Source organism: Paraburkholderia sp. CNPSo 3274, from assembly GCF_024206475.1.
In the GTDB taxonomy this organism is placed as follows: Bacteria; Pseudomonadota; Gammaproteobacteria; order Burkholderiales; family Burkholderiaceae; genus Paraburkholderia.
Map to the genome: position 1 here is coordinate 61,923 of NZ_JAMBPR010000008.1, position 25,283 is coordinate 87,205.

Below are 25,283 nucleotides of genomic sequence, written 5' to 3' on the forward strand. Positions count from 1 at the left end.
CGCGACTACACGACAAGCCGGAGCACTTCATCCCACGCGCGCTGTTTGAGGTTGGCGCCCGCGCCGAACCACGCGGCATCGAGCCTGTGGTCGTCGCTGCGGGCGCGACGGTGGTGGTCCACGTACTCCGTTACCGCATTCAGCAATCCCCACGCAGTGCCAGAGGCGGACGCCAGATCCGCGCCCTTGCCACGTCCCGCGTAAAGCTGGCCGACCGCCTTGATCGCGCGTTCGTTGACGGCAAGCGCCTCACGATCCGCGACGTTGGCCGTGGGATAGGTCAGCACGCGCCGCAGGAACGCTTCGGCCGCAGCGTCGGAGACCTTGCGCTCAGCGAGCGCCTTGGTGCGCGCCATAAACGCATCCCACGACGACACCGCAATCCCCAATTGCCGTTTTACCGCCTGCGCATCGAATTGGCTGCGGTGACTGATCTTCACGGCGCCAACGTTGTCGCCAAGCGCGATTTGCAGGGTGTTGTTGCAGACCACGCGTACGCTGCAGAACTGCGCCGTGGTGGCGAGCGTGCCGTCACACGCAGTGGCAAGCAGCAGATAGCCGCTAACCTCGTCGCGGCCTTTAAGCGTGGCGGACTGGCCAGTGCGCGCAAGTGCCCAGAGTTTGCGCCCCTCCTTCAGGACTCCTGCTGTTTCGAGCTCGAAGCCCGAGGACTCGGTGAGATCGCGATAGAAATCCAGCACCTCGCGCGGTTGAACCACCTGATAGCGAGCGGACACGACGGACAGGGGGGCTTTGGTGTCAGAGCGGTAGAGGACCTTCTGTTCGGGAAACGCGTGGATCGAGCCGAGGTTTTTGCTGCCGGCGACGAAGCGCACTTCGGCTTCCTCGATACTCCAGTCCATGCCGGCGGCTTTGGCCCACACTTCGAGTGGCTGCTTCGGGGCAAGCTTTTGGCCGAGGCCATGCCACGGTTGCTGGCCCGTGTAGGCCATGGTCTGAACGAGATGCATGTTGACTCCTGGGTAGAAAACAAAGGCATAGAGCCCGGCACAGGGCCGGGCAGGAAGAGTGAAGATGATGGGTATGAAAGAGGCGGAACAGCTCAGTCGGAATGGACGGTGAAAGTGCGTCCGCAGGCAAGACATCGCCAGTTGTCGAGGACCTTCTGGTCGAGGGCTTCGCCTAGAGCCGCGCCCGTAGCACAGCCCGCGGCTCCAGCGACGAGTCCGGCGAGGATGGCGCCTGCGATGCTGCCGCAGACTGCGCCGACGGGGCCACCGATCACACCAAAGACCGCGCCTGCCTCTGCGCCCGAGAGTGCAGCAGCGATCGTGCTGGTTGCGCCCGCCGCAGCACCGACGGCGCCGAAAATCCGTCTCGCGATGTGGCGTTGCACTGTCCGGGGCGACTCGCACTGCGGACAGGGAAAATCGCCATCGGCAGAGCTCGCGCGAAAGCGCGGCGGTTCGTTGGCATCCGACTGAGGTAGTCGCAGCGGACCGTACGGCCCCCCTTCCTCCTCGTCGTCGAACGGGATGAACGGGGGACGGTCATGCATGCGTACTCGCCTCCTTGCGAACCCTGTCGACGTACTTGTGGAAACAGGTCGAGCAGAGTGCTCCGCCTGCAAAGGCGAGCGCGAACGCGGTCAGGTAATCAAAGGGAGAGGGATACAGCATCGCGAACTCCTGGAAGAGAACGCCGATGCAGGGCTGCACCGGCGAGCCACCGTAATGGCCGGGCTCGCAGCGGTCATATATGGCTCAGATTCTTTTGAATCGTCGGAAGGGCTGGTGAGTGGGCGTCACGGACGCGCAGCGCGGGAGGCGTGAGAGCGCTGTCGCCATCTGACACGATCGGGATGCCCAGGCCTGCTCCTGACTGGTAGTATTCAGGCCGACAGCGCCCTCTCTCGGGTCAGGACCATCATGGATTACCGCGTCAGCTACGAACACAGCCTCAAGGACAAACCTGATGAGTTCATCGTCCACGTTCCGTCACAGCTTGTGGAGGGAATACCAGCCAACCTGCCCCGCGCGCTCCTGCCGGAGTACATCACCGGCCTGATTCTGAAGCGCTCGCCGCAGATCGGGAAAATCCGGCATCTCCGGATTCTTTAACGAACGAAAATAAGCAGTACTTGGGTCGCGACGAGGAAAAGCACAGAACAACGTATGATCGAAGCCCGGAATCTCAGGATCATGCCGATAGGTGATCTTGACATCTATTATCGTTGCCATACCCGCGACACCACGTCGCGCAGCATTCACATCGATGGCGCAACGATCTACACACTGGATGTGCGCGGCAGTATAAAGCCGGCATTCGGAACCAACACCGTGGGTGCATTTGAGAGCACAGACAAGAGATCGCTCGTTGCGTGGATCGACCCTGTATCAGGTGAGTTCATCACTTGCGACCCAACAGTCTACGACTCATTTCTTGCCATTCCCGTCCTGACCATGATGGCAGTGTTCGCGACGGCTGCGTTCCATCTTCCATTGTTGGTAGTTGTTCCCCTTGCAGGCATTGGCGTCATCTGGGCGACAAGACGCATCTTCGCGGGACGTGGGAACAACGCGAAGCTGGAGTCTATGCTTCGCGAAGAATTCAGTAAACGACGAGATAAGATGCACTAGGAGGCTCTGCACGCACAATTGAACTCCGCGCAACTCACCTCTCATCGACACAGATCAAGAAAATTCAATGAAAAACAAAGTCTTCGATTGGCGAGCCCGTCAAAGTTGGCTGGCAAGCATCCAGCACTACGCCGATGATCTTCTGAGACCATCTATCCAGAGCTGGATCGCGCACAACAGACCGAAATGTTGGTCCGACGACATGTCATGGTTGCCGGATTCCGAAGACGTCGTCCCCGAATTCGTTTCGCGGTTCGCGACCTATTACGGCTACTTCAAAGGCTTTCATGGTTGTCGCCCGCTGACCTTGTCCAGCTACTACGAGCAGGGCCTGGTGGGTCAAGACAGTGCGGAACTGTTTGCGACTTTCCGCGAGATTTTTTCCGATGTTCCCCGAGACAAGGTAGACCGCGTTATCGAGGAGTTTGCGGATCGCGGTCTCCGGGAGCGGGGTGCAATCTGGTTTGTCGGCGACGATGCTTCGTTGATCGAAGACTGCGGACACTATGCCATTCAGGGTAGTGAGTTCCTGATGGCGCTGGCCGCAGCACTATGCGGTCCAGACGCTGGCGAAGACTACCGATTCCGCCTGCGCCAACATGGAGTTCCGACGATCCTGGAAGTAGACATGCCTGCATCGTTCGTTCCCCCTGAACAGCGGAATGAGGTTGCGGCAATGGTGCTTTCCGCATGGGGACAATCGGTAGCCCGTCGTCCGTTGGGTCTCGAAGTGGAGCCATGTTACGTCGTCCGCCGGGATATCCCTCCCGATTGCATCAAGTCGCATTATCATCCTCAACGCATACGCGATCCTCATCAAGGCTTTCGAACCTACCAGAACCCTGCGGTGACCTGCGACGTATGTGGATAGCAGCAAGTCGAAGAGGATGACAGAATGTCGGTATTGAGCTTTCTGACGAGCACAGCCAGCAACGCGATACTCGCTCCGATCGAACAAGCGTCGATTGACGTCTCGATTGCCAGCCTGCAATCCCGGATGGCGCAGCACTTTGCCCCCGGAATGATCAAGCAGCACTTTCGTTTCGGATCGTCAACACGGGGCACCATCTTGCCGCGCGCGATGGACGAGCAATCGGACATCGACTACATGATCGTTTTCAATGACGGCAATGCCACACCGCAGACGTACCTCAGCCGCCTGAGAACCTTTGTCGAAAAACGTTACCGCTCGTCGGAAATCTATCAATCCAACCCAACCATCGTTCTCGAACTGAATCACATCAAGTTCGACCTGGTGCCCGCGACTACGGCCTGGCTCAGTGGACTGCGAATCCCGAGCGGTCCGGACCGCTGGATGAGCACAGACCCCAAGGACTTCAACGGCGTACTCGAAGCGAAGAACAAGGCAAACAAGTCGCTGATCAAGCCGACCATCCGTTTATTCAAGTACTGGAACGCGGCCAGCGGGTACCCGTTCGAGTCTTACGCAATGGAGAAATGGGTGTGTGGTCTGAATTTTTGGGTGCAATCCAACCAGAAGGATTACTTCTTCGCCGTTTTCGACAGCCTGAGCACCAGCTGGTCGCAGCCGCAACGAGTGAATGACGAGATCAGCCGTGCGAAGAAGATCGTCGCCAACGTCAGACAGTTCGAGAAAAGTGACATGCAGTTGAAGGCAGAGACTGAAATCAGGCGGCTATTCCGACTCTAATCTGCCACACAGTCAGGAGAGCGACGCATATGTTCGAAGCGTGACGGTGCTCCACTCTCATCACTACCACGTCGATTGTCACGATACGAGCGATCACCGGGCGCGACTCGCTCTCCTGATCGCGCTGTCAAAGCTTGAGCAGCGCCTTGATCGAGATCCACTCTTCCGAAATCGACGGGTTCAATTTATCGAACGTCCCTGACGAAAGCGTGATGCCAGCCGTTGATTTCGCCGCTTCATACGACGTCAACGAATCGAGAGCCATCGCGGCAAACGTCGAGGCAGCGGGACGAGATTGAAACAATCGGTACACGTCGCCGTATGTCTTCTCGAATCGCATCCTCAACCACTCGAGTCGCAACCAGCGGGATACCAGCTGCTCGCTGAAGACCACCTGCGACGCTGCCAGAATCACGCCGAGATCGGACTGGCGATTAATTACACAGACGAGCCAGAGCACTGCATATACGAGAAGCTTGATGCGCTCGAAGCGCGCCATCGACAGAGCGATGGTTTTGCTGAAGAGGCTATTTTCCAGCAACTGCGCGGCGAGCCTCCTGTTCGGATCACGGGCATCATTGTTGTAGTAGCCGTCGGTCACTTCGTGACTAAGACTGATATCGAACGCGCGCCCGAAAAAGTCCTGACGACGTTTATCCTCAGCCCGGGGCATCAGATACAACCGGGAAACCTGACCCAGAACAAACAGGACGATGGCATCAATCAGAAAGCCGACCTGAACCCAATCGTAGATTCTCGAGTACACGCTCTTGTCGAGCAGCAGCGACAGAACCGACAAGACCGCGCCGACGTAGAACAGCCAGTCCGTCGCGGTATCGGCAAGCTCGACGTAATCGAAGTAGCGTTTTCGTATCGGATCTGCGTTGGACATTTTTGTTTCAGAGAAAGTGATCAATAACACCGGCAAGTCATGTCGCGCCGCGCCCACCCGGAATGTCCTCAAGCGGCCGTTCGTCCAATGCCATACCGTCGACGGGGAGCCGATGGTGGATGCTCGCCGCCGCCCGTCCATTTTCCCGTCGCCAGCCATTCCTCGAAATACCCCAGCCACTCGACGGCCCACGGAATGTACGTCTCCGACAACTTCATGCCCGTAGACCATTCACGCGCCTTCGGCCACCACAGGCAGAGTTTTGTTCCCGGCCCGTCATGCAAGTAAGTATGCGGCGGGCGCTTGCCGCTTGCGAGAGCACTCAGGTCGGGCTCCAGTACCAACAAATCCGGCACCTTGCGTCCGGCCTTCAGCCGAAGAAGGCATCGGTATCTGCGCGCATACGGTCCGGGGGAGACAACGAACACGAAGCGCAGCTCCTTGCCGGAACACAAGGTAAATGAACTGTCCGCCAGTTGCAGCGACGCGAGATCCAGCGCCCGTGCGGCGAGACTCGGTGGTGGCGGGACGCGGCGCATTCAGTCACCGTAGAAGGTGTGCGGCTTCGATCTGGCGATGACGGAAGATGGGGCCGCGCTGCCGCCGATGATTGCCACGCGCCCTGCTTTCCGGCCCGCTTCCCGTCGCGCCCGATCATCCTTGAGAATCTGCGCTCCCGCGCGATCCCCGAAAACAGCGACCACGATGTGAACGACGGCATCCAGGCCAGCGCTTGCTTCAATCGCGTCAACGAGCTTGCGCAGGTCCCGACAGATCCGGGCGTGCCACTCGTCAAATGCCCCCTGGCGTTCACGTGTATTCATGCTGCTCGCGAGGTTGTCGTAAGGCGACGACGGGTTCTGGAGGTACCAGACTTCCCGGCCACCGAAATCGCGTTCCCGCGTGAAGTACCGCGGCATCGCCTCGACGATATCAAGCAGAAGATCGAGCGGCGTGGAATGGGGTTTCGGAGCCAGATCGACGTACGCCGCCGCTGCGAGCGTAGTGATGAACACGGACGAGGGAGCGAAATCCTCGTGACCGCTCGCCTTCCCGAACGCTACGTTCCGATGTAGTTTGAGCAGCTGGACGAGGCGGCTCAGCAATCGCTCGAAAACCTCATCGGCCTTCGGAAGTGGGGAAATCGACTTGCGGACGGAGTCGGCCGCGAATCTCAGATGCTCGACGGCAGTGAAGACCGGCGCAATCGCTGCTGCACGCGCAAAGCTGCGGGTCAACCCGCGCGGATTCGTAGGTTCGTACGTCCGCAGCTGGCGATCTGGGACACGGCCATGCGTGTCGCCGTACGGAGCCCAGGATAGCGGATCGTCGACGACCGGCGTGATATCCGCGAACATGCTGCTTGCATATTCGAGCGTGACGCACCGTTCCCAGCGCTTGATCTTCAGACTGTGTGCGCTCGCATATCGTGACAGGACCGCATGCAGGTGGTTGATCAGCAACCCAGGACCACCGTCTCCGCCGTATCTCGACATGGCACGCTGATCGAGTCGGGCGACGAGATCGATGTCGAAGCCCTCACGCGATTCATCCGATGGCCTGAGCAACGTCCCCAATGCCCTTGAGCCATGGCCATGAATGTTCGTCGTCAGACCGGCGAACTCGTCACTCTCGGCAAGATACTCCGCGGTGCTGATGTAGGAGGACTCAAGCGCCAAAAGTTGCGTCGCCGTGGGCTCGTGCGAGCGCGCGATCGTATCAGCAAGGTGAAAGAACTGCGTTGCGGCACGATGCGAAAACGTAGGCAGCCGCTGCGGCACCTGCGACTTCGCTCCGCGACCTTCTTCCCTGCCGCCGCCCAAGGGGCTAATAGTCAGTGCTGGTGTACTCATTTTGCCGTCCTCCCGCTCTCGAATTAGCGCTTATGTTTCGCGGGATCGACCAGGGTGTAGGTCTGATGACGCCCGGGCGTAGGCGGCAGCGGACGGCCTCTCACCCCCGTCACTTCGGTGCGAGTCACGTTATTGCGGTACCGACCGGAGGACGGTGCCGGCGTCCCCGGTTTCAGTGCTTTCGGCATGATGCTCCTTCTGCTCAAGAGCTTCGCGCCGAATCCGACCACCGGACACGCACGCGAAAAGGCGTTCGGTCTTCTTGCCTTTTCGGTTCGGAAGTCCGACAATGAAAATACTGGACTTCAGAATTCCTGAAGTCAAGCATTTTTTTTATCGAACTTCTGAACGTCATGCCCACTCTAGGCGAAAAGATCCGCACGCTGCGGAAACGGCAAGGGCTCACGCTCGACCAGCTGGCCCTCCAGGTCAGCGCATCCAAATCATCGATCTGGGAGCTGGAGAACAAAGAGAAGGCGCGCCCGTCTGCCGACAGGATCGACGCAATCGCCCAAGCGCTCGGCGTCACCTCCGCGTTTCTGCTGGACGACACCAAGTCCGAGCCGTCGGTGAGCGTTGCCGACGACGCTTTCTTCCGAAAGTATCAGCAGTTGGACGAGCCCGTGAAACGGCAGCTCCAGGACATCCTCGACGTACTTGACCGAAAACGTGACTGATCAGCCTCTGTCGCCGCAGCGCGAAGCAATGAAACTGGTGCAGCTCTGGCGGGCTGTACATGGCGCAGCGTTTCCGATTCGGGCCGGCGAACTGGCCATTGAATGGTCGCGGCAGGTATCGCCGGCTCGCCCTATCGGCGAAGTTCTAGCCCAGGATCTCGACGGCTTCGAGGGCGGGCTGTTCTGGCTGCCCAAAAGGAAAGAATGGGTGATCCTGCACGCCCCTAACGAAGACGCCCCCGGGCGGGCGAACTTCACGATCGGCCATGAGTTCGGCCATTACGTGCTGCATCGCACGCGCGAGGATGCGTTCCGGTGCTCCCAGAGCGCGACGCTCGGACTGGCGGCGAAAGCCATCGAACGCGAGGCCGATCTGTTCGCCTCGTATCTGCTCATGCCGATCGATGATTTTCGAGAACAGGTAAAGGGAAAGCACATCACCCTTGACGTTCTCGGCGAATGTGCTGCCCGATACGGCGTTTCTTTGACGGCGGCCATTCTGAAGTGGATCGACTTCACCGAGCACTCCGCGATCATCGTTTTCGCCCGCGAAGGGATGCTTCACTGGTGGAAAGGCAGCACGAGCGCGAAGCGGTTCGGCTTCAGTCATCTTCAAGAAGGCATCGAACTTCCAATGCAATCGCTGGTTATGCAGCCGCGCTCGGCAACTTTTGTCGTCGACTCGCGTGACGGAGTCGAGCATGAACGCGGAATCTGGTTTCCCGACACGGGAACACGCGAGATGGTGGTGGTTTCAGATCGTTATGACATGAGCATTTCGCTGCTGATGCTCGACGGCCCGGCGTGGGACGCCGGTGACGATGAACTGTTAGCTCCACTCACGGGAACGCCCGGCTTCTGAGCGATGGCATTCTTTGCCGCCGGCAATACAGTGGCCCCCATCTCCCGCGACCATCTCGTCGGCTCCGCATCTTAAGGCTCGCCGTCCACAGACCGTAGCCTCTCGCCTTGGCCGTTCGTACCAGGCGGACTGACTACCGCTCGGCGCCTCACGCCCTTGATTACCGCTGAACCGCCCAAATGTCCGCAGCTTCGGCAGGCAACGCAGTAGCGCCGAATACTTCACGCTGCAGAAGAAGAACTCAAAGAGGTGTATATGGATTCAGCGCAGGACAAGATCACCGGCGAAATTGTCGAAGCCGAACAACTCTGGCTCATCCCCGAGGTCGACAAGGACCGGTACGTGTGCCGCGGGTGTGGAATCAAGCTCACGCCCGCCGCTTATCGGCCGGAGAACGTGGTCCGGCCATACTTCGCTGCGCGAGACGGCGATCACAAGCCGGGGTGCGATGTGGACGGGGAGAAAAAGCTCGTCACCAAGGGCAAGAAGAAACGCCTGAGCACGCCGAAGGAAGGGTTTCCAGCACCGTATCCGTCGAAGCTGGTCCTGCGCGATCTCCGGGCAATCACGGGCGAACCTGGCGGCGGCGACAATGACGCGACGGGAGGCGGAGGCACCAGACGGACAGGCGACGGCAACGGCGGCACATCAACGTCGAGCCGTCGGCGCGTCGCGAACACGATTCGCCCGATCTGCCGAAGCTTCATCAATTTCCCGTACGATCGGGATCTCGAACTGGAAGTGCCAAGCATCGACGCGACGAAATATCTGTCCGTATTCAAGAAGCTGAAATGGGACGAACTGGCTCGCTATCCGGACACCCGAATCTTCTATGCCGCCATTCGGTGGAGCAAGCCCCTCGAGACTGACGAATTTCTCGAAGTCACCGTTGATGCCGGCGAGCGCGATCAGGAAAAGGGGCTTGCCCGTGGTCATCGTGTTCGCGTCGAGTGGGCCGCCTGGAGCAAGGCGAAGCGCACATACGTGCGCAATGAGATCGAAGCCGCCCGCAAAGAAGCGATTACGGCGAAAGACAAAGGCACCAAGGAGAAGGGGTACCTGTTCTTTGTTGGTGAGCAAGACACCGACGACGCAACGCTGTTTCGTGTTACCGATCACCGGTTGATCTGTTGCCTGGTCGACGAAATCACATACCCGACGATAAGCAAATAGACCAGTTCACGCTCGCCAATAGTCGCGGCGTGGCCCGCGACTCGCTCAACACGACTACCCGGAGTCGCGCCCGATATCCGCACGGCTACCGCATGTTGCATGCATCGCCGGCTTTCAATCGCATGCGACTGGGGCGCAACCGCCGAAGACCGGCGTAAGTCCCAGAACGGGCCACGCGAAGTGATCTTCGATTTTGCGAACGACTGCGCAACGGGAATCCCGTAGTAAATTCAGTCGCGCTTCAGTCGTGCCGAATCGGCCTGCGACTGGCGCAGTCACGGGGTCGGTCGTGCGACGGACGAATCGGTTTCACAATAAGACTACCGCGCTGGCGAACGCTTCGTCGAACAAAAGGACACACGACACCACGGCGGACAGCGACGGGTACTAACAACGCCGATTCTCTCGAACGAGTGTTGAAAACAGTCGCCACGGCTTCGAACGACGGCGTCGATACAAACGGATGGCAATTGCGCTAGCGTGCCCGGGGGCGAGGTCTATGCAATGGGGCTACCGCTTCCCAGTTTCTGCCTCTCCCATGGCTAGCGATGCGCGAACGGCTGCTCAGAGAAGCTTTCACATCGATGCGAACATGCCAGATATCAGCGCTGGGGCCGATATCATCGCCCCCCAGCGCGCACACCTGACGACGCGGGACGAGCAGCACGCAGACTGCGTGCTGCCCATAATGGACTACTGATGTGAATCAATCTTCAGACCGCTTCGGGGAATCAGCTGCCAATGATGGTTCAATCGGCACCTCGCCAAACATCGATGCGACGTCGATTGAATCTGGCTTACCAAGCTTTTCCGTGTGGGATATCTTCTTAAGCACAAGATCGCGCGCATCATAGACAACCTCCCGCACCCTCGCCATGACTGCCTCGATGTATGCATCAATGCGGCGCTCTTCTTCTGAAATATCGCCCTCTCTCACACCGAGCCCCTGATTCAGACAAAAGTCGAGAAGCCCCAGGACCTTACCCATCCATTCGTTCAATTGAGTCAGGCCGATCCGATCTGCAGCGTCCCCCTTAGCCGTTGCCGCAGGGACATCTGCCATCTTCAGCGAATCGTTATACCGGTCGAGGTACTGCAGGCCTTCGTCAGCAGCGTGGGCAAAATCTTCAATCCAGAGACGGAGCCCGTCAAGCTCCGGACAATCAGCAAAGACGGACGATGCGTTCTCGTAACAAAGGAGAATCATCGTCAGCCCATACGCGGCATCGATTGACTGTTCGCCGTATGCCTTTTCTAGGGAACCAAACTCACCGCTACTGAGACAGTAATTACTAGCCATCAAGCTCTCCTGAGATACTATCCAATTACTCGTAATGCTGGCATTTCGTCTATCGCTCGGCGAATCCAATGCCCGACTCAAAGCACGCGACCTGAATATAGCAGTAAAGCCCGATAGAGTCCCATATCGGGCCGCTAGTGGGCTCCGATTGTCGCGTCCATGAGTAGCCGCGACCGAATCATTCAAAAGCCTTACATCGCCTTCTATACATTAGTCATGGCATCGTCAAATCCTGAGATGCCGACCGCGGCTACGCTACGGGATTGCACCAGGGAATATCGCCGGAATCGATGACTGCGCCAATCGACTGAGCAACACCGCCCATTCCGTTCTCTTTCTCATCCGCATCCATTCTCGGAGATACAGAGCCCTCACCCGCGCTATTCGAGAAGCGTGCCAGACATTCCTCAAAGTCTGCTACGGGCTTCGGCTTCACAAGCGGCAATGCGACTCCTGTCTTGCTGCGCTTTCTCCCCCTTCTCTTTGCTTCGATCTTCGGTGGCTGACTCTTCCAGAATGAACGATGTCCGTCGGGCTTGACCATGTCGATGTAGAAGTCCGCCTTCGTCACGTACGGTACAACTTTCTTCTCGAGATTCCTGAGCTTCTCCTCGTCGTTGTATCTGATGGACCCAATCCCTTCCTTTAGATAGTAGGACCGAAAGCAGCTATAGCTGCCGCCCATGCCACGTGTGATCGTCTCGTTCCAGTAGTGGCAAATCATCTCGGCAATGACAGCATGCTGGCAGACGACATCGCCGTTGAGTATGACGAGAACGTGAAAATGAGAAGTCTTGTCGAGACCGAATTCGAGCTTGATAGCGAAGCCCATACCCTTGCAGGCACCAGCCGGAAGCATCCTGCTTAGATCACGCTTGAGGAACCGTCTCAGTGCCCGTCGATGGCTTCTCACGTCCTCGTAGGTAATGGCATGTCCACCTGACAGCTCGGGATCGCAATAGTGCTTCCCGTATCCGAGATCAAAGCGCAACACTGAGAGATGATGGTTGGCATTGAGACAGGCGAGAACCAGCGACCACAGCGTATCCCTGTTACTGGCCGGTTGCCTCTCCAGCTTCTCAATCCAGTCCCGGAAAGCCTGGCTATTGCCTTTCCTGCGGATCTCGTCAACGACGTCGTTCAGAGGCTGAACGTATTGGATTAGCCTATTCGTGGCGCTCACCTTCCAATCGCCGCTATTCAGCCACTCATCGTTGGCCACCACCACGAATGGCGCACTCCCGTTGGTGAGGTGTATCTCGCGCGTCACGGCCTTATAGAAGAGATCGAAGTATCGATTGAATTGACCTATGCTCGGATAGGCATCTAGTACACGATCGAAGTCCATCTGCAGACACTTCAGGAAGCACTCACCAAGCTTGGTCATCTCAAGCCTAGACGTAGGCGGCGGCCTCAATCGACGATCAATCTTCACATCTTCCAGACGAAAGAGATCGCGCTTCGACCGAATGATGCCTTTGACGCACTCCGTAATTTGATGCGCGTCGCTTGCGATACTCCCGTCACTAGGACCGTATGAAGACTCAACCTTGCCATCTTTAAGGTCAAAGTGAAGCGTCTTGTAAGGATCGATCCTGAATGTGTCTTCGACACTTGGGTTGATGTTGTTCAGTCGGTTATCCGTCTTCATTACTCATCTCGATAGTTCATTAGTCACAGTCTCGTCGATCACGGAATCGACTCGACCTCGATCAGAAGCATGCTCGGTGACAGCGAGAGCGCTACTCCTCGAATCATTCAGATGAGTGATAAGAAATTACGGTAACTTGAACGAAAGGATTATCTCTACGTGACTGACCTATCTATTGATCGACATCTAAGGGATGCCTTTCGAGGGAGAAAAGATGGTACTGAAGAAAAGGGATACCGTGCGGGTGCTCAGGAGGGGATGAGGATACGGGTACGCTAACTTGAACGTGGTAGAAAGAACAAACAAAACACAACAACGATAGATCCGGAATTGATCATCAATGGAGGCATCGAGATAAAGACGTATTTAGCACACGAACACATGAAAAATAGGACTTTATTCGCTGTTTCAGCTTTGACGAGTTAGGGTGCAGACGGGGCGGCGGTGTTGACCACAAGACAGCATCACAGAGTACGGACGTGAGCACGAGGGCTGGCCCCTAGCCGGGGAGACAACCGCTGGAGACCATCTGCTTTTGAGATGCCGTTCGTCCTGGAGCATCCGGCTACGGCGCTAAGCACCACATCGCGCCTACGCGGGATGGATTTTTTTCGCCCGGCCAGCACTACATCGACACTTTTTTTGCATCTAAAGAGCAAAAAAAGCATGTTTTCATCCGACGTTGCTTTCTTTTTTTCAAATTGAAGCTTGCACGAGCGGCAGGACGCCTCCGCGTGCTCACCCAGGATGGCTCTCAGCCGCCCATATCTTCCAGCGATGCCGGACTACCCGGCCTCGTCCTGAGTCTGACCTTTCCCCCGGCCTTCGAGGAAGTGCGACGAAGAAGCAGTATCCGGGGGAGCAATACCGGCCGCAATCACGTATTTGGCTCGTACAACCGGACCTCCCGGCGTGCTCCTTATCCGCCTTCCTTCAATCAATCACCGTTGATTCTAGTCACGCGTGGACGGTGTGGTTCGAGCTGATATGTCGGCGATGGCTTAGGTCCATCATCGACCCGGAATTTGAAGTGATACCCATTAACCACGCCACCAGCACTGCTTCGTGTGGTTGTCGTTATTTCATAATTAATGTGAACCATGTCGGTGGGCTTACTCGATGATCCAACCTCCTTCCGTTTAATTGAGATATTCCCCCTTTCCTCCAGCCAGCTCAACACTTCCCTGTAACGCGGAACATCTCCCTTCAGGCCATACTTCGTGCAAAACACTCGAAGCCGGTTGGCCGGGTACTCCAGATTTGATTCATTCATCGTAAGCGAATCAAGAGCATACGGACCGCTCTGTATTTCCAACCGTTCCTTCAGCTTCTGAAGTACATGGTTTGCCATTTCCTTCATGGCCACTTCTGGATTGAATACCCTTCGGAATTGATCCAAGTACCATTCTGCCACACGCATGGCAGAAGTAACTGTGGCTTCCGGGATCAGCAACTCGCTGGAATCGCTATCGTCTCTTCCGTCAGAGCGGGTGAGCTTTCCATGCTCAAAAAAATGAAATAACGCAGCCAGGCGTGCAACGTGCTCAGAGTATCTATTGACAAATTCGCGCTCATGGACCAATTGCCCTCTGTCTGCAGTCTCCGCTTCCATCTCATTAAAATCTTTCTCCCAAGCTTGTTGCGCCGCCGGCGCAAAGTACAGGACCTTTCTATTCCGCTCCCTCAAGGCGATATCAGAATGAGCATGAGATAGCAGCGCAAGGACGCGCTCATTTAAGATCGCGATCCAATCGCTCTGTCTCAACTCGGAAGTGTTGATCATCCGCTTGCCATACGGCGTATCCGGCCTTGACAGAAGAACTCGCGACATGAATCCAATCCCCTTCGCCAGCTCGCCCTTGCGCTCCAGAAATCGGTCAAATACGATAGGCTGAACCATCAGCGAAATGGACAGGCGGGGGTCTTCAACAAAGAAGCTTTCCCGCGTGGTACGACCAACGACGTCGATCGCCTTGCCTTCCCATAGCTTGTCGAGGCTTGACATATCGGATTCACCCCGGGCACTCAGAATGCCCGCTGCCTCATCGGAGAACAGGCCCGCTGACGGCCAATTTTCCGCGAGGTTCTGTTCCAGTTCGCGAATGGGTATCTTCGAATAGAAAACACGCCGCAATCGGGCCTCACGATACTCGACGTCTTGCCGGTTCATCTCGGCAAGTTCTCGCTCCACTTCTTCCTGCTTGGCTCTTGCAGTTGCGGCAAGCTGATCTGCATCTGCCTTACCACTGATGGCGAGAGTATGTGACTTTCGGAGCAGCGTGCCAGAAGCCTTCTCCAATTCGCGCCTCTTTCGTGACCTTTCTCTGAGCTCATAGTCGTCTGCTTCTTTCTGCCGGGCATATTCCGCCCTCATCTTCCTGTCGTACACCTCGATGGAAGAGGTCACCACGCTATCCGCCCTGGATTTTCGCGACCCAGTATCAGTTACAGTGAGCATATAGAGCGAACACACCGACTTGTCTCCGATACCGCGGTCCACCCAGATCAGGTCCTGGCAGGCAAGCGACACGGCGGACAATACGGCCTGCACAGCAATCGGCACTGCAAGTTTGTCGTTCTTGCAGATCTCGATAACGGCGCCTCTGATCGTTTCAGGCAGTGACTGCCACGGAAACGTCTCGTCCTCAGGTTCGAAATCCGGGAACCGGGGTCTACTCTTGTTCTCGGCCCAGCTACCCATCCGGGCCACGACATCAGCGGGCTCGCTATTGGCGTCATTCTGGTGAGATTCTCGGATGCATGCATTCTCCAGCGACATCACTGCAGGCAGAGATTCTTCCTGCTTTTGACGAGAGTCCGCATTGTTCAGCTCCGGGGATTTGGCGAAGTCGTTTTCGTTGGCCATGTGCTACCTGAATTCGTATGACATCAGTAACTGCTAAAATGCGTCACTATCTCGCAGCGCGACATTTCCTCTAACGGCAACCGCCACGATAACTTGACTATTGGAAAACAGCTATGTCTGGACAGAATACGAAGAAGGAAACCTATGCCGAGCTGAAGGCACAGGCTGAGGTACTGCTGAAGAGGGCCGAGGAGATCAGAAAGCAGGAGCTGACCGAGATCATTGGGGAAATGAACGCGAAGATTGCCGAGTACGAGATCACCCCGGAACAACTGACATTCGGCTCCGGTTCGCACAAAAAGAAGGGCGGCGCGGTGAGTAAGTCGGGAGCACCTAAGTATAGAGATCCCAAGAGCGAGAAGACCTGGACGGGCAAAGGCATGAAGCCCCAGTGGTATAAAGACGCAATTGCCTCAGGCGTGAAGGAAGAGGATCTCCTGATCGACAAGCGCTAATCAAGCCCTCGCGTCGCCTTTATCGGGCTGCATCTACGAAGTTGCTGCCGACAAGAAGACGCAGCTAATTCCATGCGTCAACTGTGTCCTGCTTGAGCGAGAATGCACTCAAAGGTGCCGCGCCCTGGCGAACCAAGTGCACCTGCTCTGGCTAGCGGGTACGCACGACTGCTGCCCGCCAGCAACTCGGAACGCAGAATAGCGCCGGCACTCGGTTTCCCGCCGCACCACGGTAATAATCGCATCGATCGCAAGATGGGCGAATCGAACTGGCCTGATCACTCGCCAGCAATGTCGCCATTGAGCAGTCGCTTTACCGCCTCGACGGGCCAAAGTAGTCGACGATTCGGAAGCTTTGTCGGCCGCACCCCGTGATAACTGCCCGTTTCCGAGTAGCGCTTTCTGACCGACTGAGGCTCGACCGCCAGCACCGCAGCGAGCTCTTCCGTTGACAGGTGTTCCCTGTTCTCCGGAACAGGCATGGGCGATCGAGCCAGCGACTTCCCGCTGCCTGTCTGGACTGCGGCTCCCGCATCCTGAGCAGCGAGTCTGGCGGCGAGCGCATCAATGACCCTCGCGGATTGCGCCGCATACTCGACTATCTCCGCGGGAATGAAATCGACCTGACCAGCATTCGTCTTGTGGCCGTACAAGGCGCGACAAAGCCGAATCCACTCGGTCTCAATGTCCATGTCGTCACACCAGATCAGGAATTTGTGCGGCTTTAGTTCGACCGGCGTGACTTCGCCGTTTTCCTGATCATCTTCGCAGCGCCACGTCCACTTACGCCAGATTTGACGGGCGTCGGAAAAGCGCTCATTGCCGCCCCCCGTGAAGATTCGACCATCAAGCCCTACGCCGCCATTCGGAATCTCGGCGCAATCGGGCGGTGGATGAATCCCTGACACGATCAACGTCCCATCAATGGGCGTCCAGGTCGGCCGGTCGAGGTACTCCTTCAATACGGCATAAAGCTGCCTAGCGGCAGCGATGCGTTCTGGTGGTGTTCGGTCTTCCGTCATATCCCCGGCTTCGTAAGTTGATTCGCGGCGGCGATGGCCGCGAGCCGTGAATTTTATCGCGCCGCGAGTCGGTGATGGAATGACGTCGCGTCGCCGCATCTTGAGAAGAGCCCTACCATCGCAACATCCACGTCAGTAAGCCGTCGCGCAGCTTAGGGCTATAGGCTCCCATCCGAGAATTTCGTTGACAGCCGGGGCTCGCTGATCCAGCTTTAAAGGCATCGGCCGGTTTTCTCGCATCGCCGAAACTCCGTGCCCTTACGCCAGGGGGTGCCCATGCCGCTTACCGATCTGGAAATTCGCCGTGTAGCGCCGCGAGCAAAGACGTATCGGATCTCGGACGGTCGCGGAATGTATCTCGAAATCGCACCCACCGGAGGAAAGTACTGGCGCCTCAAATACCGTTTCCTCGACCGGGAGAAGCGGCTGGCGCTTGGCGTCTACCCTGACGTGACGCTCGCCCATGCTCGCCGCAAGCGCGAAGAGGCGCGTGCAATGTTGGCGGACGGTGTTGACCCAGGAGAGGCTAAGAAAGAGAAGAAGCGCATGGCCCGACTCAACGCGGCGGCGACATTCGAAGCAGTTGCGCTGGAGTGGTTCGAGACACAGGCTCCAGGTTGGGCGACCAGCCATTCCGAGAAGATCATGGGACGCTTGAAGAAGGACTTGTTCCCTTGGCTCGGCTCGCGGCCGATTGCGGACATCACTTCGCCGGAAGTATTCGAAGTGCTACGTCGGGCCGAATCGAGAGGGGCTCACGATACCGCGCATCGGCTCCATCAGAATTGCGGGCAGGTGTTCCGCTACGCAGTTGCGACCGGGCGCGCCGCCCGCGATGTCAGTGCCGACCTACGCGGCGCGCTGCGACCGAATCGGCATACTCATTTCGCGTCGATCACGGACCCCTCAAAGGTCGGCGAGATGCTCCGCGCATTTGATGGCTTTTCGGGCACGCTTGTGGTACGCGCTGCCCTGCGGTTAGCGCCGTTGTTGTTCGTACGCCCCGGCGAGCTGAGGCGGGCCGAATGGGCAGAGATTGACCTCGAGCGGGGCCAATGGCGCTTTATCGTGTCCAAGACGAAGACCGAGCATCTGGTGCCGCTTGCTACGCAGGCAGTCCAAATGTTAAGAGAATTGCAGGTGGTCACCGGCCAGTGGCGCTACGTATTCCCGGGCCGCGATCGCAGAAAACCGATGAGCGGTGCGGCTATCAATGCCGCGCTTCAACGACTCGGTTACGACACGAAAACGGAGATCACCGGCCATGGTTTTCGCGCAATGGCGCGCACGATTCTGCATGAGGGTCTCCGCTTCCCAGCCGACGTCATCGAGCACCAACTTGCCCACCGCGTACCCGGTGCGCTTGGCAACGCCTACAACCGCACCCGCTTTATCGAGGATCGGATCGCGATGATGCAGGCTTGGGCAGATTACCTGGACCGGCTTAAACTGGGTGAGATAGAGGGCCGAAGCGGCCGAGAAGCGTTTGAAGCACGCGAATTTTTGCGTCACCATGTGACAGCAATTGGTGGAGACGATGCCATGAGCACGATAACGGTCACCGCGCGGGGCCGCGTGACGTTCTCGAACGAGGTATTGCAGCACCTAGGCATCGAGCCCGGTGGGAAGGTGGAGCTGCACCTGCTGCCGAATGGCCGCGCCGAGTTGAGGGCCGCACGCACGAAGAGCTCCTTCCAGGATCTGCGGGGCATCCTGAAGAGCAGGACAAACGGCGCTCGCTTGAGCATTCGGCAAATCAACGAAGCGACGGCCGAAGCCGGCCTTGCATCGCCGGACAACGACAACAAGCGTGACGACAGCGCGCCTGACCCGCGCGAACCGTAAGCGGTCCCAAAGCTTGACCCGGCAGGGCGATCTATATGGATTGGCGTGTACCAAATCCGGTTACATGGCGGTTACATGAACCGCAAAAACAGAAAAGGGTTACAGGCAAATCACCTGTAACCCTTTGATTTTCTTGGTGGAGCGGATGAGGATCGAACTCACGACCTTCGCATTGCGAACGCGACGCTCTCCCAGCTGAGCTACCGCCCCAACGAACTACCGATTCTACACACACAAAATCCGTTTTGCCAAGCGTCAAATTTGACCCCAAGCAAAACTACTTCGACGGCGCTCCAGCGAGCACCCAGCCCACGACGGAATGGATATCCGCAGCGCTCATCCCCGGGTGAGACGGCATAGGAATAGCGCCCCAAACCCCAGCCCCACCGTCCCGCACCTTCTTCTCCAGCTTGGCCTGGGCCGCAGCATCGCCCTTGTACTTCGCAGCCACATCCTTAAACGAAGGCCCAACAAGCTTGCGATCCACCGCATGGCATCCCATGCAAGCATTCACCTGAGCCACCTTCAACCCATCCGCCACAGCAGCAAAAGCCGGCGAAGCGAGACCCAAACCAGCCCCAGCAACCACCACCCCAGCAGCAACCCCACCAACAAAACGCAGCATCACAAAGCCCCCGTATTCCCCGGCTTCGTAGCCGACGAATTAGTCACGGGCGCGGGCGGTTGGTGATCGATAGGCTGCGAGGTCACGCCCGCATCCGGCACCGCCCCGACCGTCGGCGCATCGGCAGCAGGAGCCGCCGCCGGTGCGCTGGGCGCAGCCGCCGTCGCCACCGCCGCCTGTTGCGGGTCGATGTACTGGTAGCACTTCACCACCTGCGCCACGCCCATCACCCCGGCCGTCGCGTTGGCGGCGATACTGCCTTCATTCGGCGTAACGAGCCCCATCAGATAGATCGTGCCGCGCTCGCTCACCACCTTGAAGTTGTTCGCGGAGATGTCCTTATAGGCAATCAGCTCCGCCTTCACGCGTCCTTCGAGGTAAGAGTCGTTTGCGCGCGAGGAGAACGAGCTAGCCGGCTGCACCGCCAGCTCGTTGACGATCGATGCGACGTTCGTCACGGCTCGCACAATGCTCTCGGCCTTCTGCTTCGAGGCGTCGTCGGGCACTTCACCCGTGAGCAGCACGCGCTGGTTGAACACCGCCACGTTCACATGCGCCGTATCGGGCAGTTGCTTGCTGAGATCAGCCAGCGCCTTCACCTGGATCTCGCGGTCTTCGGTTTGCGATCCCACCGTGCGGCGGTCGGTTGCCACCAGCGCCGTGCCGCCTGCCGCGCCCGCCAGCGCCAGGAAGCAGCCCTGCAGGCTTGCGCAGAGCGAGGCTGCGAAGCCGATCGTCAGCGTGGTCCGTGCCAGCGCGCGCGTCATGCCGTATCTGCTCATCAACTTCCCCTCTCTTCGTCTTACGGTGTCAGTCTTCGCCCAGCAGCATCGCGTCGATGCCGTCGCACAGGCAGTGGATAGTTAACAGATGCACTTCCTGAATACGCGCCGTCCGGTTGCTCGGCACGCACAGCTGGATGTCGGTATCGGCGAGCACGCCGTTCACGTCGCCGCCGCCCTTGCCGGTCAGCGCGATCACGACCATTTCGCGTTCGTGCGCTTCCTGAATGGCAGCCAGCACGTTCACGGAGTTGCCCGAGGTCGTGATGGCGAGCAGCACGTCGCCGGGCTGGCCGAGCGCACGCACCTGCTTCGCGAACACCTGCTCGTACGCATAGTCGTTGGCAACGGCGGTGAGCACCGAGGCGTCGGTGGTCAGCGCGAGCGCGGGCAGGCCCGGGCGTTCGCGCTCGAACCGGCCGATCAGTTCGGCGGCGCATTGCTGGGCGTTGGCGGCAGATCCGCCATTGCCGCATGCGAGGATCTTGTTGCTGTTCGCGAGCGCGGCGAACATCGTATCGACCGCGGCGGCAATCGGGACCGCCAGGGTTTCCATGGCCGCGAGCGTAATGGCTGCGCTATCGCGGAAGTGCTGTTGAATGCGTTCGACGGACATCGACTCTCTAATCTGTACTGCGTGTATCGCAAATTTCCGCGTGGTGCGGCGTGCCGCAAGTTTAGCGCACTCGAGGGCGTTCATTTTCACCCTTCTTTTTATTGCCTCAGTTTTAGCTCTCGTGTGCGTCTGCATGAAACGCGTCGCGCAGCCACACGAGCCGGCCGCTCTCGAACGCGATCACGTCGAAGCGGCACGCGGGCGGCGTTCGCGCTTGCGTGTCCGCTTTGCCGTTCGCATCGGCGGCGCGCCACGTCGTGAGAAAGTAGCGCGCCGCACGCAACACGCGCTGCTGCTTGCGCCACCCCACGCTCGCCGCCGCGCCGCCGAATTCCGGCCGCGCACGTGCACGCACTTCCACGAAAACCAGCGTACCGTCGCGCTCGCGCATCACGAGGTCGAGTTCGCCGCCGCGGCAATTCACGTTGCGCGCAACTAGCTCCAGGCGCTCGCGCCGCAAAAACGCTAACGCGTGCGCTTCGAAACGTGCGCCTGTCGCGCGGCGTTGGGCATTCGACCGTGCTCGCGCACAAAAGTTGTCTACGCGTGCGCGTTCGCTCGCGCCGCTTCCCTCGGGTGCGCTTGCGCCCGCGTGGCACAATGTCGGCCTCTTAGCTTGCATTCGCGTGTTCCGTGTCATGAAGTCCCTCTCGTCCCCCTTCGAACTCGCACAGGCCCAGCAGTATCCGGCCGCCACGCTGTACGTCGTGGCCACGCCCATCGGCAATGTCGCCGACATCACCTTGCGCGCGCTGCACGTGCTCGGTCTCGTCGATCGCATCGCCGCCGAAGACACGCGCAACACCGGCCAGCTCCTCGCGCGCTACGGTATTTCGAAGCCGCTCGTCGCCGTGCACGAGCACAACGAACGCGAGGCGGCGCAGCGCGTGATCGAATTTCTGCGCGCGGGCGAGCGCGTCGCCTGCGTTTCCGACGCGGGCACGCCAGGCATTTCCGATCCGGGCGCCAAGCTCGTGGATGCCGTGCGCGCCGCCGGCCTGAACGTCGTGCCGCTGCCGGGCGCGAGCGCGCTCGCAACGGCGCTTTCCGCTGCCGGCGACTGGGTGTCCACCTTCACGTTCCTCGGTTTTCTGCCGTCCAAGCCCAAGCAACGCGCGGGTGCATTGCAGCCGCTCGCCGCGCATACGCACGCGATGGTGTTTTACGAAGCCCCGCATCGCATCGTCGAAGCCGTGCAGTCGCTCGCCGATGCGTTCGGTCCCGAGCGCCGCATCCTCATCGCCCGCGAATTGACGAAGCTACACGAGTCGCTCTGGAGCGGCACCCTGGCCGAAGCGCCAACGTGGCTCGCAGCGGATGCGAACCGTCAGCGCGGCGAGTTCGTGTTGGTGGTAGAAGGCGCGAGCGAGCAGGCAGAAGGCGAAGCCGATCACGACGCGCTCTTGCGCGTGCTGCTTCAGGAAGTGCCGGTGAAGGGCGCGGCGAAGATCGCGGCGGCGCTCACGGGCGCGTCGCGCAATGCGCTCTACGCGCGGGCGCTGGAATTGAAGGGTGAAGGCGAGGAAGACGAAAACGACTGAGCCGCCAGCCAAGGCCGTCAAAAGCACGAGCCAGAAAAACCGAAGGGCCGCCCAAAAAGGCGGCCCTTCGCATATGCATCCAACGCTACCAGGCGGTTCAGTCTCAGGCGCGTCGCGGCGCACTCAGCGCCACACCCAGCCGAAAGCGCTTAGTGATCGATGTTCGAGTTCGCGGCAACCATCTCCGCTTGCGCGACCTTCGCTTCCTGACGCGAGAGGCCTTCGATGTTCACCTTCGCCGTACCCGCGTGCTGCACGCCAAGGAGCTTGGCAGCGGCATACGAGAGGTCGAGCACGCGGCCACGCGCGTACGGGCCACGGTCGTTGATCTTCACCACCACCCACTTCGACGTGCCGGGCACGCTCACGCGCACATACGAGCCGAGCGGCAGCGTGCGGTGCGCAGCAGTGAGCGCCTTCATGTTGAAGCGCTCGCCGCTTGCGGTGCGGCGGCCGTGGAACGCGCGGCCGTACCACGAGGCGCGGCCGGTCTCGTGAAACGAGTGGACGTCCGGGCCGTTCTCGTCGATTGCATCGGCGTTCGCGAGCGAGTTGTCCTTCGCGGTGCCTGATGCGGGCAGCGCAGCGAGCGCGGAGCCGTAGCCCTGCGGCGCGGTGAATGCGGCGTCCTTCGTGCGAAGGGCGTCGCTGGACGCCTGGTCCTGCTGGCCAGGCGGCATGGCGCAACCGGCCAGAATGGACACGGCTGCGAGACTCCCGAGTCGTCGTCGAGTCAGTCTAAGGTTCATAACATTGCCATCACGTTTTCGAAGCCCGTCCCGCGCCATGTGTGCGCGTTGTCGGAAAGGCTTCGGCGGTCGCGGGCATGGCTTCGCCATCGCTCGCCTGAAATGAAAAAGGCGAACGCGTGCCAATGCCCGGATGCAGCCCTAATAAGCCGCTAACCGCTAGTTATCTTTCACGTCTGGCGCAACCTGTCCCCGGCAGCCTGACCAGACCCCACATGCCGCCATCGAACGATGAAACTCGTTCAGGCGCGCCGGAAACTCTCGGCGCACAGGAACGGCGGCGTAGGCCCCACCCAGCGTCACGGCATGTAGGCCGTTGCAGGCGCGTGGCACCTGGCTGGGCAAGACGTGCGGCGTCGAACGGATCGACACCTGATTTGCCATCTTGTAAGGCAGCCTCTTTCGGCCAGCCTTCAACAACAGCACTGCTTGACGGCGATGTATGCGACCTCTTTTTTTACGAAGGTCACATCGCCCTTTGAAAGCACGAATTCCGTGCGTGATGGGTCGCATTATACCCAAAAGTTATTCCTGTCACGCCTCTGCCCCACAAATGTCCATGATTTTTCACTATTGGCGTAACAAAGCCGTTCGTCTTGCGCCGTCGCAGCCCTTGTCAGACAAGGGATTCCGGCCGACGCGAGCAGCGTCGGCGGCGCTTCCTGCACCCCGGTACAATCGATCCTTTGGTCGGGGCCACCGGCGCGCACCGTCGCTGTCGAAGCGTTGCTGCGCCCGCCCCGCGAGACACAAACCCCACGATCCCCGCATGAAAGTCACGCTGATTCCCGTCACGCCGTTCCAGCAAAATTGCTCGCTGCTCGTCGACGAAACGACGAACCGCGCCGCCGTCGTCGATCCGGGTGGCGACCTCGAACGCATCGAAGCCGAGATCGAGCGTCAGGGCGTGCAGCTGGAAAAGGTGCTGCTCACCCATGGCCACCTCGACCACTGCGCCGGCGCGAAGGCGCTCGCCGCGAAGTTCGGCGTGCCGATCGAAGGCCCGCAGGAAGACGAGCGCTTCTGGATCGACCAGTTGCCGCAGCAGAGCGTGCGCTTCGGCTTCGGTCACGCCGAGGCGTTCGAGCCCACGCGCTGGCTTCACGACGGCGACACGGTGCGCTTCGGCAGCGAGGAACTCGAGGTCTACCACTGCCCCGGGCACACGCCGGGTCACGTGATCTTCTTCAGCCGCAAGCACCGGGTCGCCACGGTCGGCGACGTGCTGTTCGCGGGTTCGATCGGCCGCACGGACTTTCCGCGCGGCAATCATGCGGACCTGATCCGTTCGATCCGCGAAAAGCTCTGGCCGCTCGGCGACGACGTCACGTTCGTGCCGGGCCATGGCCCGGTTTCGACATTTGGCGAGGAGCGCAGCTCCAACCCGTACGTTGCAGATGGCGTACCTGGATGAGAGTGAAAAGTACGATGAATCAAGCCGCTATTGAGGAAATTTACGTCAGCACCGACGTCGAGGCCGATGGTCCTATTCCCGGCCCACATTCGATGCTGAGTTTCGCTTCGGCGGCGTACACCGCCGACAAGCGTTTGATCGCCACGTTCTCGGCCAATCTCGAGATGCTCGAAGGCGCGGCGCCGCATCCGGTGCAGGCCGCCTGGTGGGAAACGCAGCCCGAGGCCTGGGCCGCGTGCCGCAAGGATCTGCAAGACCCGGCGGCGGCGCTCGTCGCCTATGTCGAATGGGTGGAGGCGCTGCCCGGCAAGCCGGTGTTCGTGGCAATGCCGGCGGGCTTCGATTTCACCTTCATGTTCTGGTACATGATGCGCTTCGCCGGGCGTTGCCCGTTCTCGTGGTCGGCGCTCGACATCAAGACGCTCGCCTTCGCGATGACAGGCCTGCCGTACCGCAAGTGCATCAAGCCGCGCTTTCCGAAGCACTGGTTCGACGATCATCCGCACACGCATGTCGCGCTCGACGACGCGATCGAGCAAGGCGCCCTCTTCTGCAACATGCTGGCCGACCTGCGAGCGCAGCACGCCGCGCTCGCCGCTGATGGGGACGACTCAGGGCAAAACGCCGCGAGCACTCCGGCAAATTAGGTAATCTCCCTCATCATTTGCGCTTCGCATTGCGCTCTGTT

At 59.2% G+C, this 25,283-nt stretch carries 26 protein-coding genes and 1 tRNA gene; 12 read left to right on the plus strand and 15 right to left on the minus strand.

What is annotated here, in order from left to right; all coding sequences use genetic code 11:
• Positions 1-5: 5 nt before the first annotated feature.
• Entirely contained in the window at positions 6-971 is a 966-nt protein-coding gene (locus tag M3I54_RS07370; protein WP_254334263.1) for a DUF932 domain-containing protein, read from the minus strand.
• Between the two features lie 92 nt (positions 972-1,063).
• Entirely contained in the window at positions 1,064-1,519 is a 456-nt protein-coding gene (locus M3I54_RS07375) for a hypothetical protein (protein WP_254334264.1), read from the minus strand.
• Between the two features lie 370 nt (positions 1,520-1,889).
• Here M3I54_RS07375 and M3I54_RS07380 point away from each other — a divergent pair, with 370 nt between their 5' ends.
• From M3I54_RS07380 to M3I54_RS07395, 4 genes are all read left to right on the plus strand, one after another.
• Positions 1,890-2,081, plus strand: a complete 192-nt coding sequence (locus tag M3I54_RS07380; RefSeq protein ID WP_254334265.1) for a hypothetical protein — start codon at positions 1,890-1,892, stop codon at positions 2,079-2,081.
• Between the two features lie 54 nt (positions 2,082-2,135).
• Entirely contained in the window at positions 2,136-2,600 is a 465-nt protein-coding gene (locus tag M3I54_RS07385) for a hypothetical protein (RefSeq protein WP_254334266.1), read from the plus strand.
• Between the two features lie 67 nt (positions 2,601-2,667).
• Positions 2,668-3,471: a hypothetical protein gene (locus M3I54_RS07390; RefSeq protein ID WP_254334268.1), complete on the plus strand. Its 804-nt coding sequence runs from the start codon at positions 2,668-2,670 to the stop codon at positions 3,469-3,471.
• Between the two features lie 24 nt (positions 3,472-3,495).
• Positions 3,496-4,272 carry a nucleotidyltransferase gene (locus M3I54_RS07395; RefSeq protein ID WP_254334270.1) on the plus strand — a complete coding sequence of 259 codons (777 nt, stop codon included), beginning with the start codon at positions 3,496-3,498 and terminating at the stop codon, positions 4,270-4,272.
• A gap of 127 nt (positions 4,273-4,399) precedes the next feature.
• Here the strand turns inward: M3I54_RS07395 and M3I54_RS07400 are convergent, their stop codons facing one another.
• The 3 genes from M3I54_RS07400 to M3I54_RS07410 form a co-directional block, all read right to left on the minus strand.
• Positions 4,400-5,164, minus strand: coding sequence for a hypothetical protein (locus tag M3I54_RS07400; RefSeq protein ID WP_254334272.1), 765 nt, complete (start codon positions 5,162-5,164; stop codon positions 4,400-4,402).
• Positions 5,165-5,232: 68 nt separating this feature from the next.
• Positions 5,233-5,703: a hypothetical protein gene (locus M3I54_RS07405; protein WP_254334275.1), complete on the minus strand. Its 471-nt coding sequence runs from the start codon at positions 5,701-5,703 to the stop codon at positions 5,233-5,235.
• Entirely contained in the window at positions 5,704-7,017 is a 1,314-nt protein-coding gene (locus tag M3I54_RS07410; RefSeq protein ID WP_254334277.1) for a nucleotidyltransferase, read from the minus strand.
• A 353-nt stretch (positions 7,018-7,370) separates the two neighbouring features.
• Here M3I54_RS07410 and M3I54_RS07415 point away from each other — a divergent pair, with 353 nt between their 5' ends.
• The 3 genes from M3I54_RS07415 to M3I54_RS07425 all read left to right on the plus strand — a co-directional run bounded on the left by M3I54_RS07415 (position 7,371) and on the right by M3I54_RS07425 (position 9,729).
• Complete coding sequence (locus tag M3I54_RS07415; RefSeq protein WP_254334279.1) at positions 7,371-7,694, plus strand: helix-turn-helix domain-containing protein; 324 nt, start codon at positions 7,371-7,373, stop codon at positions 7,692-7,694.
• The gene (locus M3I54_RS07420; RefSeq protein ID WP_254334281.1) at positions 7,675-8,556 is read left to right on the plus strand and encodes an ImmA/IrrE family metallo-endopeptidase; all 882 of its coding nucleotides are present in this window, start codon (positions 7,675-7,677) and stop codon (positions 8,554-8,556) included. The genes M3I54_RS07415 and M3I54_RS07420 overlap by 20 nt, the downstream gene beginning before the upstream one ends.
• Before the next feature lie 255 nt (positions 8,557-8,811).
• Positions 8,812-9,729 carry a hypothetical protein gene (locus tag M3I54_RS07425; protein ID WP_254334283.1) on the plus strand — a complete coding sequence of 306 codons (918 nt, stop codon included), beginning with the start codon at positions 8,812-8,814 and terminating at the stop codon, positions 9,727-9,729.
• A gap of 706 nt (positions 9,730-10,435) precedes the next feature.
• Here M3I54_RS07425 and M3I54_RS07430 read toward each other — a convergent pair.
• From M3I54_RS07430 to M3I54_RS07440, 3 genes are all read right to left on the minus strand, one after another.
• The gene (locus M3I54_RS07430) at positions 10,436-11,029 is read right to left on the minus strand and encodes a hypothetical protein (protein WP_254334286.1); all 594 of its coding nucleotides are present in this window, start codon (positions 11,027-11,029) and stop codon (positions 10,436-10,438) included.
• 250 nt (positions 11,030-11,279) lie between these two features.
• Entirely contained in the window at positions 11,280-12,680 is a 1,401-nt protein-coding gene (locus M3I54_RS07435) for a hypothetical protein (RefSeq protein ID WP_254334288.1), read from the minus strand.
• A 937-nt stretch (positions 12,681-13,617) separates the two neighbouring features.
• Positions 13,618-15,546 (minus strand): YfjI family protein, encoded by a 1,929-nt coding sequence (locus tag M3I54_RS07440; protein ID WP_254334290.1) that lies wholly within the window; start codon positions 15,544-15,546, stop codon positions 13,618-13,620.
• A gap of 113 nt (positions 15,547-15,659) precedes the next feature.
• On the opposite strand from M3I54_RS07440, the gene M3I54_RS07445 reads away from it, so the two are divergent.
• A complete protein-coding gene (locus tag M3I54_RS07445; RefSeq protein WP_254334292.1) occupies positions 15,660-16,001 on the plus strand; it encodes an H-NS family nucleoid-associated regulatory protein in 342 nt (113 codons plus the stop codon).
• Positions 16,002-16,279: 278 nt separating this feature from the next.
• On the opposite strand, the gene M3I54_RS07450 is transcribed toward M3I54_RS07445, so the two are convergent.
• Complete coding sequence (locus M3I54_RS07450) at positions 16,280-17,023, minus strand: hypothetical protein (protein WP_254334294.1); 744 nt, start codon at positions 17,021-17,023, stop codon at positions 16,280-16,282.
• Positions 17,024-17,299: 276 nt separating this feature from the next.
• Between M3I54_RS07450 and M3I54_RS07455 the strand changes: the two genes are divergently transcribed.
• Positions 17,300-18,868: an integrase arm-type DNA-binding domain-containing protein gene (locus tag M3I54_RS07455; protein ID WP_309249589.1), complete on the plus strand. Its 1,569-nt coding sequence runs from the start codon at positions 17,300-17,302 to the stop codon at positions 18,866-18,868.
• Positions 18,869-19,002: 134 nt separating this feature from the next.
• Here the strand turns inward: M3I54_RS07455 and M3I54_RS07460 are convergent.
• The 5 genes from M3I54_RS07460 to M3I54_RS07480 all read right to left on the minus strand — a co-directional run bounded on the left by M3I54_RS07460 (position 19,003) and on the right by M3I54_RS07480 (position 21,492).
• Positions 19,003-19,078: transfer RNA gene (locus tag M3I54_RS07460), tRNA-Ala, on the minus strand.
• Positions 19,079-19,145: 67 nt separating this feature from the next.
• A complete protein-coding gene (locus M3I54_RS07465) occupies positions 19,146-19,493 on the minus strand; it encodes a c-type cytochrome (RefSeq protein WP_254334296.1) in 348 nt (115 codons plus the stop codon).
• The gene (locus tag M3I54_RS07470) at positions 19,493-20,275 is read right to left on the minus strand and encodes a BON domain-containing protein (RefSeq protein ID WP_254334298.1); all 783 of its coding nucleotides are present in this window, start codon (positions 20,273-20,275) and stop codon (positions 19,493-19,495) included. Before M3I54_RS07470 ends, M3I54_RS07465 begins: the two co-directional genes overlap by 1 nt.
• 28 nt (positions 20,276-20,303) lie before the next feature.
• On the minus strand, positions 20,304-20,891 hold the full coding sequence (locus M3I54_RS07475) for a phosphoheptose isomerase (protein ID WP_254334300.1): 588 nt from the start codon (positions 20,889-20,891) through the stop codon (positions 20,304-20,306).
• 112 nt (positions 20,892-21,003) lie between these two features.
• Positions 21,004-21,492, minus strand: a complete 489-nt coding sequence (locus tag M3I54_RS07480; RefSeq protein WP_375542112.1) for a YraN family protein — start codon at positions 21,490-21,492, stop codon at positions 21,004-21,006.
• Positions 21,493-21,529: 37 nt separating this feature from the next.
• Here M3I54_RS07480 and rsmI point away from each other — a divergent pair, with 37 nt between their 5' ends.
• Positions 21,530-22,432, plus strand: a complete 903-nt coding sequence (gene rsmI / locus M3I54_RS07485; protein ID WP_254334305.1) for a 16S rRNA (cytidine(1402)-2'-O)-methyltransferase — start codon at positions 21,530-21,532, stop codon at positions 22,430-22,432.
• Between the two features lie 149 nt (positions 22,433-22,581).
• On the opposite strand, the gene M3I54_RS07490 is transcribed toward rsmI, so the two are convergent.
• On the minus strand, positions 22,582-23,181 hold the full coding sequence (locus tag M3I54_RS07490) for a septal ring lytic transglycosylase RlpA family protein (RefSeq protein ID WP_254334307.1): 600 nt from the start codon (positions 23,179-23,181) through the stop codon (positions 22,582-22,584).
• 769 nt (positions 23,182-23,950) lie between these two features.
• Here M3I54_RS07490 and M3I54_RS07495 point away from each other — a divergent pair.
• Both M3I54_RS07495 and M3I54_RS07500 read left to right on the plus strand, forming a co-directional pair.
• Entirely contained in the window at positions 23,951-24,595 is a 645-nt protein-coding gene (locus M3I54_RS07495; protein WP_254334309.1) for an MBL fold metallo-hydrolase, read from the plus strand.
• Positions 24,596-24,609: 14 nt separating this feature from the next.
• The gene (locus M3I54_RS07500) at positions 24,610-25,242 is read left to right on the plus strand and encodes an exonuclease (protein ID WP_254334312.1); all 633 of its coding nucleotides are present in this window, start codon (positions 24,610-24,612) and stop codon (positions 25,240-25,242) included.
• The last annotated feature ends 41 nt before the right edge of the window (positions 25,243-25,283 follow it).

Bases quoted from the DNA above. Each gene is read 5' to 3' on its own strand.
- M3I54_RS07385 (WP_254334266.1), top strand. From the start codon at position 2,136: ATGATCGAAGCCCGGAATCTCAGGATCATGCCGATAGGTGATCTTGAC.
- M3I54_RS07465 (WP_254334296.1), bottom strand. From the start codon at position 19,493: ATGCTGCGTTTTGTTGGTGGGGTTGCTGCTGGGGTGGTGGTTGCTGGG.
- M3I54_RS07440 (WP_254334290.1), bottom strand. From the start codon at position 15,546: ATGGCCAACGAAAACGACTTCGCCAAATCCCCGGAGCTGAACAATGCG.
- M3I54_RS07435 (WP_254334288.1), bottom strand. From the start codon at position 12,680: ATGAAGACGGATAACCGACTGAACAACATCAACCCAAGTGTCGAAGAC.
- M3I54_RS07495 (WP_254334309.1), top strand. From the start codon at position 23,951: ATGAAAGTCACGCTGATTCCCGTCACGCCGTTCCAGCAAAATTGCTCG.
- rsmI (WP_254334305.1), top strand. From the start codon at position 21,530: ATGAAGTCCCTCTCGTCCCCCTTCGAACTCGCACAGGCCCAGCAGTAT.
- M3I54_RS07415 (WP_254334279.1), top strand. From the start codon at position 7,371: ATGCCCACTCTAGGCGAAAAGATCCGCACGCTGCGGAAACGGCAAGGG.
- M3I54_RS07470 (WP_254334298.1), bottom strand. From the start codon at position 20,275: ATGAGCAGATACGGCATGACGCGCGCGCTGGCACGGACCACGCTGACG.
- M3I54_RS07490 (WP_254334307.1), bottom strand. From the start codon at position 23,181: ATGAACCTTAGACTGACTCGACGACGACTCGGGAGTCTCGCAGCCGTG.
- M3I54_RS07405 (WP_254334275.1), bottom strand. From the start codon at position 5,703: ATGCGCCGCGTCCCGCCACCACCGAGTCTCGCCGCACGGGCGCTGGAT.
- M3I54_RS07430 (WP_254334286.1), bottom strand. From the start codon at position 11,029: ATGGCTAGTAATTACTGTCTCAGTAGCGGTGAGTTTGGTTCCCTAGAA.
- M3I54_RS07380 (WP_254334265.1), top strand. From the start codon at position 1,890: ATGGATTACCGCGTCAGCTACGAACACAGCCTCAAGGACAAACCTGAT.
- M3I54_RS07500 (WP_254334312.1), top strand. From the start codon at position 24,610: ATGAATCAAGCCGCTATTGAGGAAATTTACGTCAGCACCGACGTCGAG.
- M3I54_RS07475 (WP_254334300.1), bottom strand. From the start codon at position 20,891: ATGTCCGTCGAACGCATTCAACAGCACTTCCGCGATAGCGCAGCCATT.
- M3I54_RS07455 (WP_309249589.1), top strand. From the start codon at position 17,300: ATGCCGCTTACCGATCTGGAAATTCGCCGTGTAGCGCCGCGAGCAAAG.
- M3I54_RS07445 (WP_254334292.1), top strand. From the start codon at position 15,660: ATGTCTGGACAGAATACGAAGAAGGAAACCTATGCCGAGCTGAAGGCA.
- M3I54_RS07425 (WP_254334283.1), top strand. From the start codon at position 8,812: ATGGATTCAGCGCAGGACAAGATCACCGGCGAAATTGTCGAAGCCGAA.
- M3I54_RS07370 (WP_254334263.1), bottom strand. From the start codon at position 971: ATGCATCTCGTTCAGACCATGGCCTACACGGGCCAGCAACCGTGGCAT.
- M3I54_RS07390 (WP_254334268.1), top strand. From the start codon at position 2,668: ATGAAAAACAAAGTCTTCGATTGGCGAGCCCGTCAAAGTTGGCTGGCA.
- M3I54_RS07450 (WP_254334294.1), bottom strand. From the start codon at position 17,023: ATGACGGAAGACCGAACACCACCAGAACGCATCGCTGCCGCTAGGCAG.
- M3I54_RS07395 (WP_254334270.1), top strand. From the start codon at position 3,496: ATGTCGGTATTGAGCTTTCTGACGAGCACAGCCAGCAACGCGATACTC.
- M3I54_RS07400 (WP_254334272.1), bottom strand. From the start codon at position 5,164: ATGTCCAACGCAGATCCGATACGAAAACGCTACTTCGATTACGTCGAG.
- M3I54_RS07410 (WP_254334277.1), bottom strand. From the start codon at position 7,017: ATGAGTACACCAGCACTGACTATTAGCCCCTTGGGCGGCGGCAGGGAA.
- M3I54_RS07375 (WP_254334264.1), bottom strand. From the start codon at position 1,519: ATGCATGACCGTCCCCCGTTCATCCCGTTCGACGACGAGGAGGAAGGG.